At 56.3% G+C, this 16,292-nt stretch carries 13 protein-coding genes; 4 read left to right on the top strand and 9 right to left on the bottom strand.

The features are described from left to right. The first annotated feature begins 316 nt into the window (after positions 1 to 316). Both panS and DW56_RS01900 read left to right on the top strand, forming a co-directional pair. A complete protein-coding gene (gene panS / locus DW56_RS01905; RefSeq protein ID WP_024553555.1) occupies positions 317 to 1,258 on the top strand; it encodes a ketopantoate/pantoate/pantothenate transporter PanS in 942 nt (313 codons plus the stop codon). A gap of 107 nt (positions 1,259 to 1,365) precedes the next feature. Beyond that, positions 1,366 to 1,638, top strand: coding sequence for a YjbD family protein (locus tag DW56_RS01900; protein WP_024553554.1), 273 nt, complete (start codon positions 1,366 to 1,368; stop codon positions 1,636 to 1,638). A gap of 48 nt (positions 1,639 to 1,686) precedes the next feature. On the opposite strand, the gene DW56_RS01895 is transcribed toward DW56_RS01900, so the two are convergent. From DW56_RS01895 to metH, 4 genes are all read right to left on the bottom strand, one after another. Further along, complete coding sequence (locus DW56_RS01895) at positions 1,687 to 2,004, bottom strand: CcdB family protein (RefSeq protein ID WP_024553553.1); 318 nt, start codon at positions 2,002 to 2,004, stop codon at positions 1,687 to 1,689. After that, positions 2,004 to 2,186, bottom strand: coding sequence for a type II toxin-antitoxin system CcdA family antitoxin (locus DW56_RS23090; protein ID WP_411431235.1), 183 nt, complete (start codon positions 2,184 to 2,186; stop codon positions 2,004 to 2,006). Before DW56_RS23090 ends, DW56_RS01895 begins: the two co-directional genes overlap by 1 nt. Before the next feature lie 349 nt (positions 2,187 to 2,535). Beyond that, on the bottom strand, positions 2,536 to 4,164 hold the full coding sequence (locus DW56_RS01885; RefSeq protein WP_024553551.1) for a Na/Pi cotransporter family protein: 1,629 nt from the start codon (positions 4,162 to 4,164) through the stop codon (positions 2,536 to 2,538). A 221-nt stretch (positions 4,165 to 4,385) separates the two neighbouring features. Further along, positions 4,386 to 8,069, bottom strand: a complete 3,684-nt coding sequence (gene metH, locus DW56_RS01880; protein ID WP_024553550.1) for a methionine synthase — start codon at positions 8,067 to 8,069, stop codon at positions 4,386 to 4,388. Positions 8,070 to 8,261: 192 nt separating this feature from the next. On the opposite strand from metH, the gene iclR reads away from it, so the two are divergent. Then, positions 8,262 to 9,098: a glyoxylate bypass operon transcriptional repressor IclR gene (gene iclR, locus DW56_RS01875; protein WP_024553549.1), complete on the top strand. Its 837-nt coding sequence runs from the start codon at positions 8,262 to 8,264 to the stop codon at positions 9,096 to 9,098. A gap of 44 nt (positions 9,099 to 9,142) precedes the next feature. Here the strand turns inward: iclR and aceK are convergent, their stop codons facing one another. From aceK to metA, 4 genes are all read right to left on the bottom strand, one after another. After that, positions 9,143 to 10,864: a bifunctional isocitrate dehydrogenase kinase/phosphatase gene (gene aceK, locus DW56_RS01870; protein WP_024553548.1), complete on the bottom strand. Its 1,722-nt coding sequence runs from the start codon at positions 10,862 to 10,864 to the stop codon at positions 9,143 to 9,145. A 142-nt stretch (positions 10,865 to 11,006) separates the two neighbouring features. After that, positions 11,007 to 12,314 carry an isocitrate lyase gene (aceA, locus tag DW56_RS01865; protein WP_029589714.1) on the bottom strand — a complete coding sequence of 436 codons (1,308 nt, stop codon included), beginning with the start codon at positions 12,312 to 12,314 and terminating at the stop codon, positions 11,007 to 11,009. Between the two features lie 35 nt (positions 12,315 to 12,349). Continuing rightward, positions 12,350 to 13,948, bottom strand: a complete 1,599-nt coding sequence (aceB, locus tag DW56_RS01860) for a malate synthase A (RefSeq protein WP_024553546.1) — start codon at positions 13,946 to 13,948, stop codon at positions 12,350 to 12,352. A 248-nt stretch (positions 13,949 to 14,196) separates the two neighbouring features. Further along, positions 14,197 to 15,126 (bottom strand): homoserine O-acetyltransferase MetA, encoded by a 930-nt coding sequence (gene metA / locus DW56_RS01855; protein WP_024553545.1) that lies wholly within the window; start codon positions 15,124 to 15,126, stop codon positions 14,197 to 14,199. Between the two features lie 156 nt (positions 15,127 to 15,282). On the opposite strand from metA, the gene DW56_RS01850 reads away from it, so the two are divergent. Continuing rightward, complete coding sequence (locus DW56_RS01850; protein ID WP_024553544.1) at positions 15,283 to 15,720, top strand: acetyltransferase; 438 nt, start codon at positions 15,283 to 15,285, stop codon at positions 15,718 to 15,720. Here DW56_RS01850 and DW56_RS01845 read toward each other — a convergent pair. Beyond that, positions 15,717 to 16,106 (bottom strand): YjaA family stress response protein, encoded by a 390-nt coding sequence (locus DW56_RS01845; RefSeq protein ID WP_024553543.1) that lies wholly within the window; start codon positions 16,104 to 16,106, stop codon positions 15,717 to 15,719. The two genes, DW56_RS01850 and DW56_RS01845, sit on opposite strands and share 4 nt — an antisense overlap. Between the last annotated feature and the right edge of the window lie 186 nt (positions 16,107 to 16,292).

The following is a 16,292-nucleotide window of genomic DNA, read 5'->3' as shown; positions in this document are numbered from 1 at the left end:
AAAGCCCTGTTTCCCACAGAAACATCGTAAGTGTCATGGCAGGCTTCTGAGCAAACTAAAAAACGAAAACACCTTAAGTGAAATTTCGTTAAGCGCGGGCGCGGCCATGAAGTATGCAAGCGCGTGCGTATAGCGGAATTACCCTTGAAATCGCCGCGGAACTGATAATTTTATTGAATAACGTTTCCTTGCACGATACACAATACCTATGGCCGGGCATGCTCCCGGCTTTTATCCCCGTATAGCGATAACGCAACGCCGCGCTCACAGCGGCAGGGGAAACACAACGACGCAACCTGCAAGGAAAAGAACCATCATGCTCGCAACATTTACGCGGCTGTTCCCGCTCTGGGCGCTGCTGCTCTCGGTTATGGCTTATTACACCCCTTCCACCTTTACGCCCATCGGCCCCTGGGTCAGCACGCTGCTCATGCTCATCATGTTCGGCATGGGCGTACACCTGAGGCTGGATGACTTCAAACGCGTGCTGTCGCGCCCCGCGCCGGTGGCGGCAGGCATTTTTCTCCACTATCTGGTTATGCCGCTGGCTGCCTGGCTGCTGGCGATGCTGTTTCATATGCCGCCCGATCTTTCCGCCGGCATGGTGCTGGTAGGCAGCGTGGCGAGCGGCACGGCGTCCAACGTGATGATCTATCTGGCGAAGGGCGACGTGGCGCTTTCGGTAACCATTTCGTCTGTGTCCACGCTGGTAGGCGTCTTCGCCACGCCGCTGCTGACGCGCCTTTATGTGGATGCGCATATCCAGGTGGATGTGATGGGCATGCTGCTCAGCATTCTGCAAATTGTGGTGATCCCGATTGCGCTGGGTCTGGTGGTGCACCACCTCTTCCCGCGATGGGTGAAAACGGTAGAGCCCTACCTGCCAGCGTTCTCGATGGTTTGCATCCTGGCGATAATCAGCGCCGTGGTGGCGGGTTCCGCTTCGCATATCGCTTCCGTTGGGTTGATGGTGATAGTGGCAGTGATCCTGCACAACAGCATTGGGTTGCTCGGCGGCTACTGGGGCGGGCGGCTGTTCGGCTTTGACGAATCCACCTGCCGCACGCTGGCGATTGAAGTCGGCATGCAGAACTCCGGGCTTGCGGCCGCGCTCGGTAAAATCTATTTCTCGCCGCTGGCTGCCCTGCCCGGCGCGCTCTTCTCGGTATGGCACAACCTTTCAGGCTCGCTGCTGGCGGGTTACTGGTCCGGGAAGCCGGTAGAAAAGCGCAAGCGGGAAACCGCGCAGGAAAATTAATTCACAATGCCGGGACCTGCCCGGCATTTTTATTTCAGCGGGCTCGTCACTGCGTTTTTGACCGCGAGCGCGTACACTGAATGTCCTTTTCCAGAGAGGTAGCCGCCATGTCCACCGCCAGACTGACGCAAAAAGAGATGACCGAAAGCGAACAACGGGAATTAAAAACGCTGCTCGACAGAGCCCGCATCGCCCATGGTCGCCCGCTGACCAACTCCGAAGCGAATCACGTTAAGAAAGAGTACATCGACAAACTGATGGCGCAGCGCGAGCAAGCAGCGAAGCAGGCGCGCAAAATAAAGAAGCAGCAGGCTTACAAGCCTGACAGCGAGTCCACCTTCTCCTGGTCCGCCAGCACGCCAGTGCGCGGGCGAAGGTAATAACCTTTGCATTCACATGCCGCGTGGTCGCTAAAAAATGGCTACAGATCAGTAGCCATTAAGCAAAAAATCGACTGCATCGCGTAATGGTTGTCGAGAGTGCGCAAAATCAAAAACTTCACCGCCAACTTCCTTAATTGGCACGCCCGCCATCACAGGCGTCATCGCCACATAAGCGCGCCCTGCAATCTCAACCAGAGTACATATTTTTGCCGACAACGGGGTACCGGGCAAAAGTGTCCTGTCAACCACGGGCACAACCAGCACATGCCGAAGAGTATTAGCGACAGGCTGTTGAATAATAATAAAATAAGGGTAAGCGTGCTTGCCTGCCCCTTCGTTCTGATATAGCCGGAACGGTTCCATCAGAATGACCGTTGAAACTCACTAAACGCGCCATGCTCCTCAATAAAGTGGTTAATGGCTTTGAAGGTCTGCTGATATTCCCGACGTTCTGCTTCGGTATGATGCTGACCTTTTTCTTGCTGGCTTATACCGTCAGACACGACGGAGGATTCGTTTTCTTGCCTTCTGGCGTGACTTGTCATTTTTATTTCCAGCGGGCTGCGGGCAGCAGTGATAACCGGAACTGTGGTGCGCACGATGCCTCCTTTGATCTGCGGTACTGCACGGATTTTCCCATTCCCGGCGCTTCAGGTTTTGCGCTGTATCAGAAAGTAAAGTTTGAGGGCCGTGTTGTCACGAAGCCAGCGCGCGCTTTGCGAGTTGCTTTCCGGTAAATCGTGCTTTCGCCTTAATAGCAGCAAGCAAATTGTTAATAGCCTACAGGTGAGAGGTTATTCGCTTCTTTCAGCGACAAAGGAAACCCAACGCGTAAAACCACCCTGGCGGTGGTGAAAGCGTTGGATCCCGGGTTAACCATCAAACGCTAATGCGTTATTCCACTCGCTCGTCATCGTCGTCCGGCTGTTCCAGCACGCTGTAAGCCACCGCGCAGAACAGCGAGTTAAGCCGCTTCATATCGCCAAGCAGGCTCAGGTGCAACGAACTGGTTTCGATGCTCTGCACGTTTTGCTGATGCAGCCTGTCAACGTGCGCGTGCGAATAGCGGCGGTTAAGAATGCGAAAGCGGTGCTTGTAGCGGCGCAAACGGCGGGCGCTCGGCACATCGCCGGAGAAAAAGACCGACAGGCTGAGCTTGAGGTTGGCGGTAAGCTGATTAAGCAGCGTGTCCAGCTCCTTAATGCCTTCCGGTGAAAAAGCGCGACGCGCGGCGAGCGATTTATCCGCGACTTCGCTGCCCATTCTTTCAAGAATATCCGCCGCCTGATCAAGGTTCAGCGACATCTCGATAATCTCCGCCCAGCGTTTGGCTTCCGCTTCCGGCAAATCTTCTTTCGGCATACGCGCCAGGTAGAGCTTGATGGCGGTGTAAAGCACATCCACATCATCGGCAATCTTACGCAGCTCTTTTTCCTGGCGCGGCTCGCCGTGCATCACTTTGCCGTAAAGCTCCAGCATATGCTCCAGCGCGTCGCCCATGCGCAGCGTCTCCCGCGCCGCGTTGGCAAGACCCAACGCTGGCGTATCCAGCGCGCTGGTATCAAGGTGGCGCGGCTTCAGGCGCGCATCGGTTTGCGGGTCATCTTTAATCATCCGCTGGCAAAAACTCGCCATCATCCTGGCGAATGGCACCATCACCAGGCAGCGAATGAGGTTGTAGAAAACGTGGAAATAGATGACCAGCTCCGATTCCGGCAGCGAGATTTTATCAAGCCATGCGGCGATAAGATGCACAAACGGCAATACCAGCAGGCTGCCCACCAGCTTGAACAGCAGGCTGCCGAGCGCCACACGCCGGGCGGCGGCGTTCGCAGCGCTGTTGTTGAGCATAGCCAGCAGGCCTGAACCCAGGTTCGCGCCAATGACCAGGCAAAGCGCCACATCAAAAGGAATAACGCCTGTGGCGGTTAAGGTGGCGGTCAGCAGCACGGCGGCAAGGCTTGAATAGCTGATAATGGCGAACACCGCGCCTATCAGCGCATCAAGCATGATATCGCCGGTGAGTGAAGCGAAGATAACCTTAACGCCAGAGGCTTCGGTGATCGGCGTGACCGCCTGCACGATAAGCTCCAGCGCCTGCAAAATCAGCCCAAGGCCAATAGCGACGCGCCCGAGTTGCCCCGCCCGGGTTTGCTTGCGGCTTAAAAAGAAGATAACGCCGACAAAAATCAGCAGCGGCGAAAGCCAGGAGAGGTCGAAAGTCAGTACCCGCGCCATCAGCGCGGTCCCCACGTCGGCCCCCAGCACAATCACCAGCGCAGGCGTCAGCGCCACCAGATCCTGGGCGACAAAAGAGGTGACAAGCATGGTAGTGGCGTTGCTGCTCTGCACCAGCGCAGTCACGCCAATGCCCGCACAGAAGGCGAGCGGTTTTTTCTCCACGCTTTTGCTCAGCACGGTTCTTAACCGCGCGCCAAAGACGCGCATTACGCCGGTACGTACAATGTGGGTGCCCCATACCAACAGCGCCACCGCAGACAGCAGGTGTAACAGCGTTAACACGGCTTCTCCTTATAGTTTGACGTTTTCCTTAGCGAACTGAGGTGCGGCTGGAAGAGGGAAAAACCGCACCACCCTTCCCGCCGAGGGAAAGGGATTGCGTTATCAGTTGATGACAGCGGGCTGAAACGCCCGTAAAAGGCCGGGCGCAGGCACCCGGCGGGTTTTAGTTAAGTGTGGCAGATTTATGACGTTTTGTTGCACGCCTTGCGAAAACTGCGCGGTTAATCCGCATCGTACCCCAGGTTAGGCGCAAGCCAGCGCTCCACTTCCGTCACGCTCATGCCTTTGCGCTGCGCGTAATCGTCTACCTGATCGCGCTGGATTTGCGCGACGGCGAAATACTTGCTGTCCGGATGACTGAAGTACCAGCCGGAAACTGACGCGCCCGGCCACATGGCGTAAGACTCGGTCAGCTTCATGCCGATATGGGTTTCCACATCCAGCAGCGCCCAGATGGCCGCTTTCTCGGTGTGATCCGGGCAGGCGGGATAGCCGGGCGCCGGGCGAATGCCCTGGTAGTTTTCGCGGATGAGCTCCTCGTTGCTGAGGTTTTCATTGGGCGCATAGCCCCAGTAGACCTTACGCACGCGCTCATGCAGATATTCAGCGAAGGCTTCCGCCAGACGGTCCGCCACCGCTTTGACCATGATTTTGTTGTAATCGTCATGCTGCGCGTCATAGGCTTGCGCCAGCGCATCTTCTTCCAGCCCGCCGGTCACGGCGAAAGCGCCAATGTAGTCCGCTTTGCCGCTGCGTTTGGGGGCGACGAAATCAGCGAGGCAATAGTTGGCGAAACCGACTTTTTCCGTTTGCTGGCGCAGATGATGGCTTACCGCCAGGACGTGGGTGCGCGTTTCGTCGCGGTAAATTTCCACGTCGTCCAGCACGCGGTTCGCCGGGAAAAGCCCCACCACGCCGCGTGGGTTCAGCGCTTTGTCCGCGCTGAGCTGGTCGAGCATGTCGTTGGCGTCTTTAAACAGGCGCTGCGCCTCAACGCCTACCACCTCATCTTCCAGAATGCGCGGGTATTTGCCGGCCAGCGACCAGGTCATGAAGAAGGGCGTCCAGTCGATGTAATTGCGCAGCGTTTCGATGCTGGCGGTCACTTCCTGCACGCCCAGCCGGTGCGCTACGGGCGGCGTGTAGCTTTCCCAGTCGAAAGCGAGATCGTTTTCCCGCGCGGCGGCAAGCGTAACCGGCGGAGTACGGGGCTTTTTACGGCCATGTTGGATACGCACGGTTTCATACTCCTTACGGGTACGAGCGACAAAGTCGTCGCGCAGGGTGTCGGAGAGCAGCGACGAAACCACGCCAACCGTGCGCGAGGCATTCTGCACATAAACCGTCGGGCCGCTGTAGTTCTGCTCAATTTTCACCGCCGTATGGGCCTTGGAGGTGGTGGCGCCGCCAATCAACAGCGGCAACGTAAAGCCCTGACGCTCCATCTCTTTGGCGACGTTCACCATCTCATCAAGCGACGGCGTAATCAGCCCGGAAAGGCCGATAATATCGGCATTCTCTTCACGCGCGGTTTTGAGGATTTTATCCATCGGCACCATCACGCCGAGATCGATGATTTCGTAATTATTACACTGCAAAACCACGCCGACGATATTTTTGCCAATGTCGTGCACGTCGCCTTTGACGGTAGCGAGAACGATTTTTCCGTTGCTCTTGCCCACCTCTTTACTGGCCTGAATGTACGGCTCAAGGTAAGCCACCGCCTGCTTCATTACGCGGGCGGATTTCACCACCTGCGGCAGGAACATTTTCCCTTCGCCGAAGAGATCGCCGACCACATTCATGCCGTCCATCAGCGGCCCTTCTATCACTTCAATGGGGCGAGCCGCCTGCTGGCGCGCTTCTTCGGTATCCTGCTCGATAAACTCGGTAATGCCTTTCACCAGCGAATATTCGAGGCGCTTCTTCACGTCCCACGAGCGCCATTCCGCCTGCTGGGCATTCGCCCCCTCGTCGGTTTTGCTGCCACGGTATTTTTCGGCCAGCTCCAGCAGCCGCTCGGTGCCGTCGGCGCGGCGGTTGAGGATGACATCTTCCACCGCGTCACGCAGTTCGGCGGGCAGGTCGTCGTATATCGCCAGCTGGCCGGCGTTGACGATGCCCATATCCATGCCGTTACGGATGGCGTAGTAAAGGAACACCGCGTGGATGGCCTCGCGCACCGGGTCATTGCCGCGAAATGAGAACGACACGTTCGACACGCCGCCGGAAATTAACGCATGCGGCAACTCGCGCTTAATGTCTTCGCAGGCGCCGATAAAGTCCTGGGCGTAGTTGTTGTGCTCTTCAATGCCCGTCGCCACGGCGAAAATATTCGGGTCAAAGATAATGTCTTCCGGCGGAAAGCCTACCTCTTCGGTGAGGATCCTGTATGCCCGGCGGCAAATTTCGATTTTGCGCTCGCGGGTATCGGCCTGGCCCACTTCGTCAAAGGCCATCACCACCACCGCCGCGCCGTAACGACGCACCAGCTTCGCGTGATGGGTAAAGGTCTCAATCCCCTCTTTCATGGAGATGGAGTTAACAATGCCTTTGCCCTGAATGCATTTAAGGCCCTTTTCGATGACCTCCCATTTTGAGGAGTCAATCATGATCGGCACGCGGGCGATATCCGGCTCGCCGGCAATCAGGTTGAGAAAACGCACCATCGCCGCTTCGGCGTCGAGCATCCCCTCATCCATATTGATGTCGATGATTTGCGCGCCGTTTTCCACCTGCTGGCGCGCCACGTCCAGCGCTTCGCTGTACTTCTCTTCTTTGATAAGGCGCTTGAACTTAGCGGAGCCGGTGACGTTGGTGCGCTCGCCTACGTTCACAAACAGCGAGTCGTCGCCAATGTTGAGCGGCTCCAGGCCCGCCAGGCGGCAGGCAACTGGAATCTCCGGCAACTTGCGCGGCGGTAAACCTTCCACCGCGCGGCTCATGGCGGCGATGTGTTCAGGCGTGGTGCCGCAGCAGCCGCCGACAATGTTCAGAAAGCCCGACTCCGCCCATTCGCGGATTTGCCCGGCCATCACGTCGGCATCAAGGTCGTATTCGCCGAATGCGTTCGGCAGGCCGGCGTTGGGGTGAGCGGTGACGTAGCACTCCGCAATACGCGAAAGTTCCGCCACGTACTGTCGCAGTTCGTCCGGCCCCAGGGCGCAGTTAAGGCCGAAAGAGAGCGCGTCGGCGTGGCGCAGAGAGTTATAAAACGCTTCCGTCGTCTGGCCCGAAAGGGTACGCCCGGAGGCGTCAGTAATGGTGCCGGAGATCATGATCGGCAGATCAACGCCCAGCGCCTCGAACTCCGCTTTCACAGCGAAGATGGCGGCTTTGGCGTTAAGGGTATCGAAAACCGTCTCGATGAGGATCAGATCTGAACCGCCTTCCACCAGCGCGCGGGTGGATTCGCGGTAGGCTTCCACCAGCTGATCGAAAGTCACGTTGCGGTAAGCCGGGTCGTTAACGTCCGGGGAGATAGATGCGGTGCGGTTGGTCGGGCCGAGGACGCCTGCGACGTAGCGCGGTTTTTCCGGCGTGCGCGCCGTCCATTCGTCGGCGCAGGCGCGGGCGAGCTTTGCCGCGGCAAAGTTAATTTCCGCCGACAGCGACTCCATCTGGTAATCGGCCATGGCGATGGTCGTTGAGTTGAACGTGTTTGTCTCAACGATATCCGCGCCCGCCTCAAAGTAGGCGTAGTGAATGGCGGCGATGGTTTCTGGTTTGGTCAGCACCAGCAGGTCGTTATTGCCTTTTAAATCGCACGGCCAGTCGGCGAACCGCTCGCCGCGATAATCCTGCTCTTCCAGACGGTAACTCTGGATCATGGTGCCCATGCCGCCATCGAGCACCAGAATACGTTCGGCTAGCTGCTGGCGCAGCTTCTCAACTTTGCTACTCACATTCACTCCCGGCTACACACAGAGGCCCAAAAGGCCAGCAGACCATACTGGCATAAACCGCCAGGGCGGAAAAGGCGAGCGAAGGCAACTTGAGACATGTTCACTATCCACTCCTCCGATGAGTGGCGCAGCGGTTGCATTATCGGCAAATAAAACGAAAATTATTTCCACGATACAGAAAAGGAGGCCGCCATGGTCGCTGCTGTTCCCGCTAAACGCGGCAAGAAACCCCGCGCCGCCGCCGCTGCCGCCGCGCCGCAGGCTACCGGCCAGGTGCAGTCGTTGACGCGCGGGCTGAAATTACTGGAATGGATCGCCGAATCACAGGGCAGCGTAGCATTAACGGAACTTGCCCAGCAGGCAGGCCTGCCCAATTCCACCACTCACCGGCTGCTTACCACCATGCAACAGCTGGGCTTTGTACGACAGGTTGGCGACCTCGGCCACTGGGCTATCGGCGCGCACGCGTTTATTGTCGGCAGTAGCTTTTTGCAAAGCCGCAACCTGCTCGCCATCGTGCATCCCATTCTGCGCAAATTGATGGAAAGCTCCGGCGAAACGGTGAACCTCGCGGTGCTGGATAAAAACGATCATCAGGCGATTATTATCGACCAGGTGCAGTGTACCCAATTGATGCGCATGTCTGCGCCTATCGGCGGCAAACTGCCAATGCACGCCTCTGGCGCGGGCAAGGCGTTTTTGTCACAGCTGAGCGATGATGAGGTTACCCGCCTGCTGCACCGCCAGGGGCTGCATACTTACACCCACGCGACGCTGGTTTCGCCGCTGCATCTGAAAGAAGATTTAGCGCAGACCCGTAAGCGCGGCTATTCGTTTGATGATGAAGAACATGCGCTGGGGCTGCGCTGCGTGGCGGCCTGCATCTACGACGAGCATCACGAGGCGTTCGCCGCTATCTCTATTTCCGGCCCGGTTTCCCGTATTACCGACGACCGCGTAACGGAGCTGGGCGCGCTGGTAATTAAAGCCGCCAAAGAAGTGACGCTGGCCTATGGCGGCGTGCGTTAACGAAGAGCGCGAAACGCGGCGACCTGAAATGTGCCGCGTTGCTTTTATTGCCGCATGCAAAAGCGCTGGCGTTTGCGGTAAGCATAGACATCCTCCACATGCCCTTCGCGAATGCGCGCCTGTAAGGAGCGCCAGTAAGCGGCGCTGAAAAGCTCGCTGTGCATCTCTTCAAAAAGCGGGCCGATTTGCGGGTCGGCGCAAAGCCAGTGGCGAAACTCCTCGGGAAAGACATCACCCGGCGCCACGCTGTACCAGGGCTCGGCGCTCAGCTCATCTTCCGGGTAGCGCGGCGGCGGAATATCCCGGAAATTCACTTCCGTCATGTAGCAAATCTCGTCGTAATCGTAGAACACAACCCTTCCGTGGCGCGTGACGCCGAAATTTTTAAACAGCATGTCGCCCGGGAAGATGTTTGCGGCGGCCAGCTGTCGGATGGCGTTGCCGTATTCTTCCACCGCGTCGCGCAGCTGCTGGCCTTTGGCCTGTTCGAGCCAAAGATTTAGCGGCACCATGCGTCGTTCAATATAAAGATGGCTGATGATTAGCCGGTCGCCGGTGTCCGTAAGCTTACGCGGCGCCTCCTGCTGCAACAGCGCCAGCAGCGGCGGGCTTATCTGTCTTTTATCCAGCACGAAGTTTTCGAACTCCTGCGTATCAGCCATGCGCCCGACGCGATCGTGCTCTTTGACCAACTGATAGCAGGCGCGCACATGCGCCTCGCTCATCTCCTTTTGCGGCGCGAAGCGGTCTTTAATCACTTTAAAAACCCGATCGAACCCGGGAAGCGTAAAGACCAGCATCACCATGCCGCGAATGCCCGGCGCTTCGATAAACTGCTCGTCGGTGCGGGTGACGTAGTTGAGATACTCGCGGTAGCTCTCGGTTTTGCCATGTTTCTGGCAGCCTATCGCCATATAAAGCTCAGCGGTGCTTTTACCCGGCAGGATGTCGCGCAGCCACTCCACCAGCGCGGCGGGCAGCGGCGCATAGACCATGAAATAGGAGCGGGCGAAGCCGAAAACAATGCTCGCTTCGGCGCTGGTGGTCAGACAGGTATCGACAAACAGTTCGCCCTCATCCGAACGGTGAAGGGGCAGCAAAAACGGTAGCCTGCCGCCGGGCAGCACCAGCTTGCCCACCAGCCAGGCCGCCTTATTGCGATAAAAAAGCTCGTTCGCCACCTGTAAGTGGACTTTTTCCAGCATCTGCGAACCCAGTGTTTCGGTCAGGTGCTTAATGATGTACTCCACGTCGCGCGCCAGATCCTGCCAGCGCAGGCGCAGCGGCAAGTCGCTAAGCAGCGTGGTGAGCAGTTCCCGCCACCCCTGACGGGGGAAGTAATCTTTCGCCAGCGGGCGGGGAATAGCGCGAAAACGCCGCTCGGGCTGCGAGCTGAAGATAAACAGCCGCTCGGGGCTGAGCGAGCGATGGTCAAAAAGGCGGCAGTAAACGGAGTTGAAAAAGCTTTCGGCGATTTCAAAGCGCGGGTAATCGGGCAGCAGCGCGGTATAGTGTTGCTTTACGCGCAGCAGAAAAGCGGCGTCGGCGCCTTTTCCCTCAGTGATACATTTAAGCTGCTCCACCACCAGCCCAACATGATGATCGTACAGATGGATGCGCTGCTTCATCGCCTGCTGGACTGCGTGCCAGTCGGCCTGCTCGAAGCGCTGCTGCGCGCCGGAGGTGACTTCCAGAAAGCGCCCGTACTGGGCGTCGAACCCCTGCAAGATAGTTTGTGCGACAAGCAATTCCAGTCCGCGCGGCATAGGCAGGCTCCGGGTTGGAAGACAGGCTTGGTGACGGCGTGCGCCTTTCCCTGTCAGGAGAAAGGCGCTACAGGCCGGTGGCAACAGCAAGCACGGCGGGCGGCGGTTACGCTTACCCACCGCGCAGGCTGGCGCGCGCGCTTCAGAATTGCGCTTCTTCGGTTGATCCCGTCAGTGCAGTGACCGACGACGCGCCGCCCTGAATGATGGTCGTCACGCTATCGAAATAGCCGGTGCCCCCCTCCTGCTGGTGAGAAACAAAGGTGTACCCTTCTTTTCCCGCCGCGAACTCGGGTTGCTGTACCTTTTCCACATAGTGTTTCATCCCTTCCCCCTGCGCATAGGCATGTGCAAGGTCAAACATGTTGAACCACATGCTATGAATGCCGGCGAGCGTGATGAACTGGTATTTGTAACCCATATCCGCCAGTTGCTGCTGGAAGCTGGCGATCGTTTTATCATCCAGCTTTTTCTGCCAGTTAAACGAAGGGGAACAGTTGTAGGCGAGCAATTTACCCGGGAAGCGGGCATGAATCGCGTCGGCGAAACGCTTCGCCTGGTTAAGATCCGGCGTGGAGGTTTCACACCATACCAGGTCAGCATAAGGGGCATATGCCAGGCCCCGGCTGATGGCCTGCTCCACGCCTGCGCGGGTGCGGTAAAAGCCTTCGCTGGTACGCTCGCCGGTAATAAATTCGCTGTCGTACGGGTCGCAGTCAGAGGTGATGAGATCTGCCGCGTCAGCGTCGGTACGGGCAATTAAAAGCGTCGGCACGCCCATGACATCTGCCGCCAGACGCGCCGCCACCAGCTTCTGGATAGCTTCCTGCGTCGGCACCAGTACTTTTCCGCCCATATGGCCGCACTTCTTCACCGAGGCGAGCTGATCTTCAAAATGGACGGCCGCCGCGCCAGCTTCAATCATCGATTTCATCAACTCGAAAGCGTTTAACACGCCGCCAAAACCCGCTTCGGCATCTGCCACGATCGGTAAAAAGTAGTCGACATAACGCGGATCCCCCGGTTCGATGCCCGCGGACCACTGGATCTGATCCGCCCGACGAAACGTGTTGTTGATCCGCTCAACCACGCATGGCACGGAATTCGCCGGATAAAGCGATTGATCCGGGTACATGCTGGAGGCCAGGTTTGCATCCGCCGCTACCTGCCAGCCTGAAAGATAGACTGCTTCAATGCCCGCTTTAGCCTGCTGCAACGCCTGGCCGCCAGTCAGGGCGCCAAGGCTGTTGATGTAGCCCTTTTTTGACTCGCCGTGCAGCAAACGCCACATTTTCGCCGCGCCAAGCTGCGCCAGCGTACATTCCGGGTTTACCGAACCGCGCAGTTTTACCACCTCTTCTGCGCTGTAAGGACGGTGGATGCCATCCCAGCGCGGCTGCCGCCATTCCTGTTTCAACTGCTCGATTTGTTGGGTACGTGTCGTTTTCATAGGCAGATGCTCCTTATTTTTAGCGTGGCGTAGGGTCAGGCCAACAGGCGGTAGCCTGGCAGAGTGAGGAAATCGATAAGCTCATCCGAGGTGGTGATCTGCTCCATCAGGCGCGCGGCCTCCACGAAGCGGCCGTGGCTGAAGCGCTGTTCGCCCAGCTCTTCCTGGATAACCTGCATTTCTTCGGCAAGCATCTGGCGGAAAAGATCTTTTGTTACCGGCTTGCCGTTGCTTAAGGTTTTTTGATGGTGGATCCATTGCCAGATTGAGGTGCGGGAGATTTCCGCCGTGGCGGCGTCTTCCATCAGGCCGTAAATCGGCACGCAGCCGTTGCCGGAGATCCAGGCTTCAATGTATTGCACCGCAACGCGGATATTGGCGCGCATACCCTCTTCCGTACGTTCGCCTTCACAGGGCGCCAGCAACGCTTCAGCGGTAATGGGCGCATCGTCTTCGCGGGTGATGTGCAGCTGATTTTTATGTTCGCCAAGCGCCCTGTCGAAAACCGCCATGACCGTATCGCCCAGGCCCGGATGCGCTATCCAGGTGCCATCGTGCCCGTTAGCCGCTTCAAGCTCTTTATCGGCCTTCACTTTATTCAGCACCCAGTTATTACGCTGGGTATCTTTGCTGGGGATAAACGCCGCCATACCGCCCATTGCGAAAGCGCCGCGGCGATGGCAGGTTTTGATAAGCAGGCGTGAGTAGGCGTTGAGGAAAGGTTTCTCCATCGTCACGCTCTGGCGGTCCGGCAGAACGCGGTCGGGGTGATTTTTCAACGTTTTTATGTAGCTGAAAATGTAGTCCCAGCGGCCGCAGTTCAGGCCCACGATGTGGTCGCGCAGAGCATGCAGGATCTCATCCATCTGGAAAACCGCCGGCAGCGTTTCAATCAGCAGCGTGGCTTTGATGGTGCCGCGCGGCAGGCTGAAGCGCGTCTCGGCATAACTGAACACTTCACTCCACCAGGCCGCCTCCTGCCAGGACTGCGTTTTTGGCAGATAAAAATAGGGACCGCTGCCTTTGGCAAGCAGGGTTTTGTGATTGTGGAAAAAGTAGAGGGCGAAATCGAACAGGCTGCCGGGAATCGCTTCGCCACGCCAGGTTACATGTTTTTCAGGCAAATGCAGGCCACGGACGCGGCAGATTAATACGGCGGGATTAGGCTTAAGCTGATAGATTTTCCCCGCTTCGTTAGTCCAGGTAATGGTGCCGTTAACCGCATCGCGCAGGTTAATTTGTCCGTCGATCACTTTCTCCCAGTTCGGCGCCAGCGAATCTTCGAAATCGGCCATGAACACCTTCACATTCGCGTTCAGAGCGTTGATCACCATCTTGCGTTCTACCGGGCCGGTGATCTCAACGCGACGATCCTGTAAGTCATCAGGAATACCGCGTATTTTCCAGTCGCCTTCTCTTATGGAAGTGGTTTCCGAAATAAAATCCGGCAATGTTCCGCTATCGATTTCCGCCTGTACCTGCGCCCGCGCGGCCAACAGTTTGTTGCGCTGCGCAGTGAAACGGGTAACCAGTTCGGTTAAAAACTCAACGGCGTCAGGCGTCAGGATTTGTCGCTCCTGCTCGTTAAATGGCTGGCTGAATGCCAGTTCAGTGGTGGTAGCCTGCTGATTCATGACTGCGATCCTCTTTGTTGATCCGGGAAAGAAAGAAGCGATCGCGAACGAAACCAAAGATGGGCGTTTTTCGTTCAGCAGAAGTAAGAGTAATCAATCTATTTTCAAAATCAAAAACTATTTCCATTTTAATAAGAAATATCTAATAAGCGTTTGATTATTAAAGATTTAAAATGAATGGTGAAAACGGGCTGAATTTTAAAATAAAAAAAGCGCCCGGAGGCGCTTAGGTTGGCAGGCTGAATCGCTTAATCCAGGGTAGGATTCATATGGCGAAGATCGTATGGCGTGATCTGGTAAACAAAATAATTAAGCCAGTTGGTGAAGAGCAGATTCCCATGGCTGCGCCAGGTTGCGCGGGGCTTGTTTTGCGGATCGTTGTTCGGGAAATAGTTGTAGGGCACCTGCGGATCCAGACCTGCCTCGACATCACGAAAATATTCGCTGGCGAGCGTACCGGCGTCATATTCCGGATGACCGGTAACAAAGGCGATGCGTTTATCTTTGCTGGCGAACAGGTAGGCATCCCCCTCTTCCGATTCGGCGAGTATATCGAGATCGGTGTAGTCGCGTATAAGGGAAGCCGGGAAGTCAGCATAGCGCGAATGCGGCGCAAGGAAGGTGTCATCAAAACCTTTGGTCAGCAGAGCGTGCGGCTGTGTGATGTGATGCTCATAAACGCCAGAAAGCTTCTCTTTCCGGGTTTGCTTCGGAATACCGTAGAGAATATTCAATGCCGCCTGTACTGCCCAGCAGACGAACAGCGTCGAGGTAACGTGATCCTTCGCCCACTCCAGCACCTGCTGTATTTGCGGCCAGTAAGCGACATCATTAAACTCTACCAGGCCCAGCGGCGCGCCGGTAACAATCAGTCCGTCGAAGTTCTGGTCGCAGACGTCCTCAAAATTGCAATAAAAGTTATTCAGGTGTTCAGCCGGCGTGTTGCGCGACTCGCGGCTATCAATACGCAAAAGCTGAATATCCAACTGCAACGGGGAGTTAGAGAGCAGACGCAGGAACTGATTTTCTGTCTCAATCTTTTTCGGCATCAGATTAAGTATCAGTACCTTAAGCGGACGAATTTCCTGGTTGATGGCGCGTGATGTGGTCATCACAAAGACATTTTCCTGACGCAGGAAATTGACGGCTGGTAACTCATCAGGTACCCGAATAGGCATAACCTTATATCCTCACTGCATACGTTTAAACGTTTAGACATCCAGATAGCTGACAATAACCAGGTTCAGCCTGAATGTCGAGGCTGCATGCTGAAGGTGAGAAAGTTTCAAGAACCGGGAAAGGTTAGAACAAAAAAGCAAATAGCAGGAGTGAGGATGATAAAGATACGCCGTGCCAGACGGGAAGAAAGCCAGGCGCTGGGAGATATATGGTGTCGTTCGGTCGATGCTACGCACGACTTTCTACAGGCGGCGGACCGTATTGCTATTGAAAAGCAGGTAAGGGCTTTTCTGCCGGATGCTCCGCTTTGGGTGGCGGTAACGGCTGATGATCTTCCCGTGGGATTTATGCTTTTGGCAGAACAGCATCTTGAAGCGCTTTTCGTCGACCCGGATTTTCGTGGCGCCGGGGTGGGCCGTTTGTTGATTACGCATGCGCGCGCGCTCGCACCGCAGCTCACAACAGACGTTAACGAACAGAATGCGCAGGCAACAGGCTTCTATCTAAAAATGGGGTTCTGTGTAACGGGGCGCAGCGAAAAGGACAGCGAAGGCAGGCCTTATCCGCTGTTGCATCTTCGCTATCAATGCTAATTCTGGCTTAGCGCAAGTAATGCCTTAACCTCATCATCGGTTCGCGGCTGAGTTGCACAGGCGACGACCATTTGTCGGTATTTCATCGACATTGCGCCTGCCGCCATTTCCATTATGGCGCGCTCTTCTACCTGCGATAAACCCCCTTCGTTCATCTCCAGCGCATCGATAACCATATCATAGCGCGGCCATTTGAAAAGCCGGTACAGTAAGCCCGCTGGCTTAACCTGAACAACCAGATCGCGTAATACTTTTTCTGCGGCAAAGAAAGCGCCGATAAGTATACGTTCATTACTGAAGTTGCCGTGGCCTACGACTTCTTTGCCGCTCTTAAGCTCGCGAAGGCTCATACGATTTTTACGAAGGGTCACATACAGAATATTCACAAGGCTGGCCTGGTTATGGTTAGTATTTTAAGGCACCGATTGTATCGGCTGGCTGGATAGCGAGAAAAGCATTAATGCTTGATTGCATTATGTTTGCAGAGAAATCGTTTAGCGCAGAAATGCAAAAAGCCCATCCGTGAGGATGGGCTCTTGCGTTATTTGATGCCTGGCAGTTCCCTACTCTCG

This window comes from Franconibacter helveticus LMG 23732, assembly GCF_000463115.2.
GTDB lineage: Bacteria > Pseudomonadota > Gammaproteobacteria > Enterobacterales > Enterobacteriaceae > Franconibacter > Franconibacter helveticus.
This window is presented reverse-complemented; position numbering and strand designations above follow the sequence as displayed.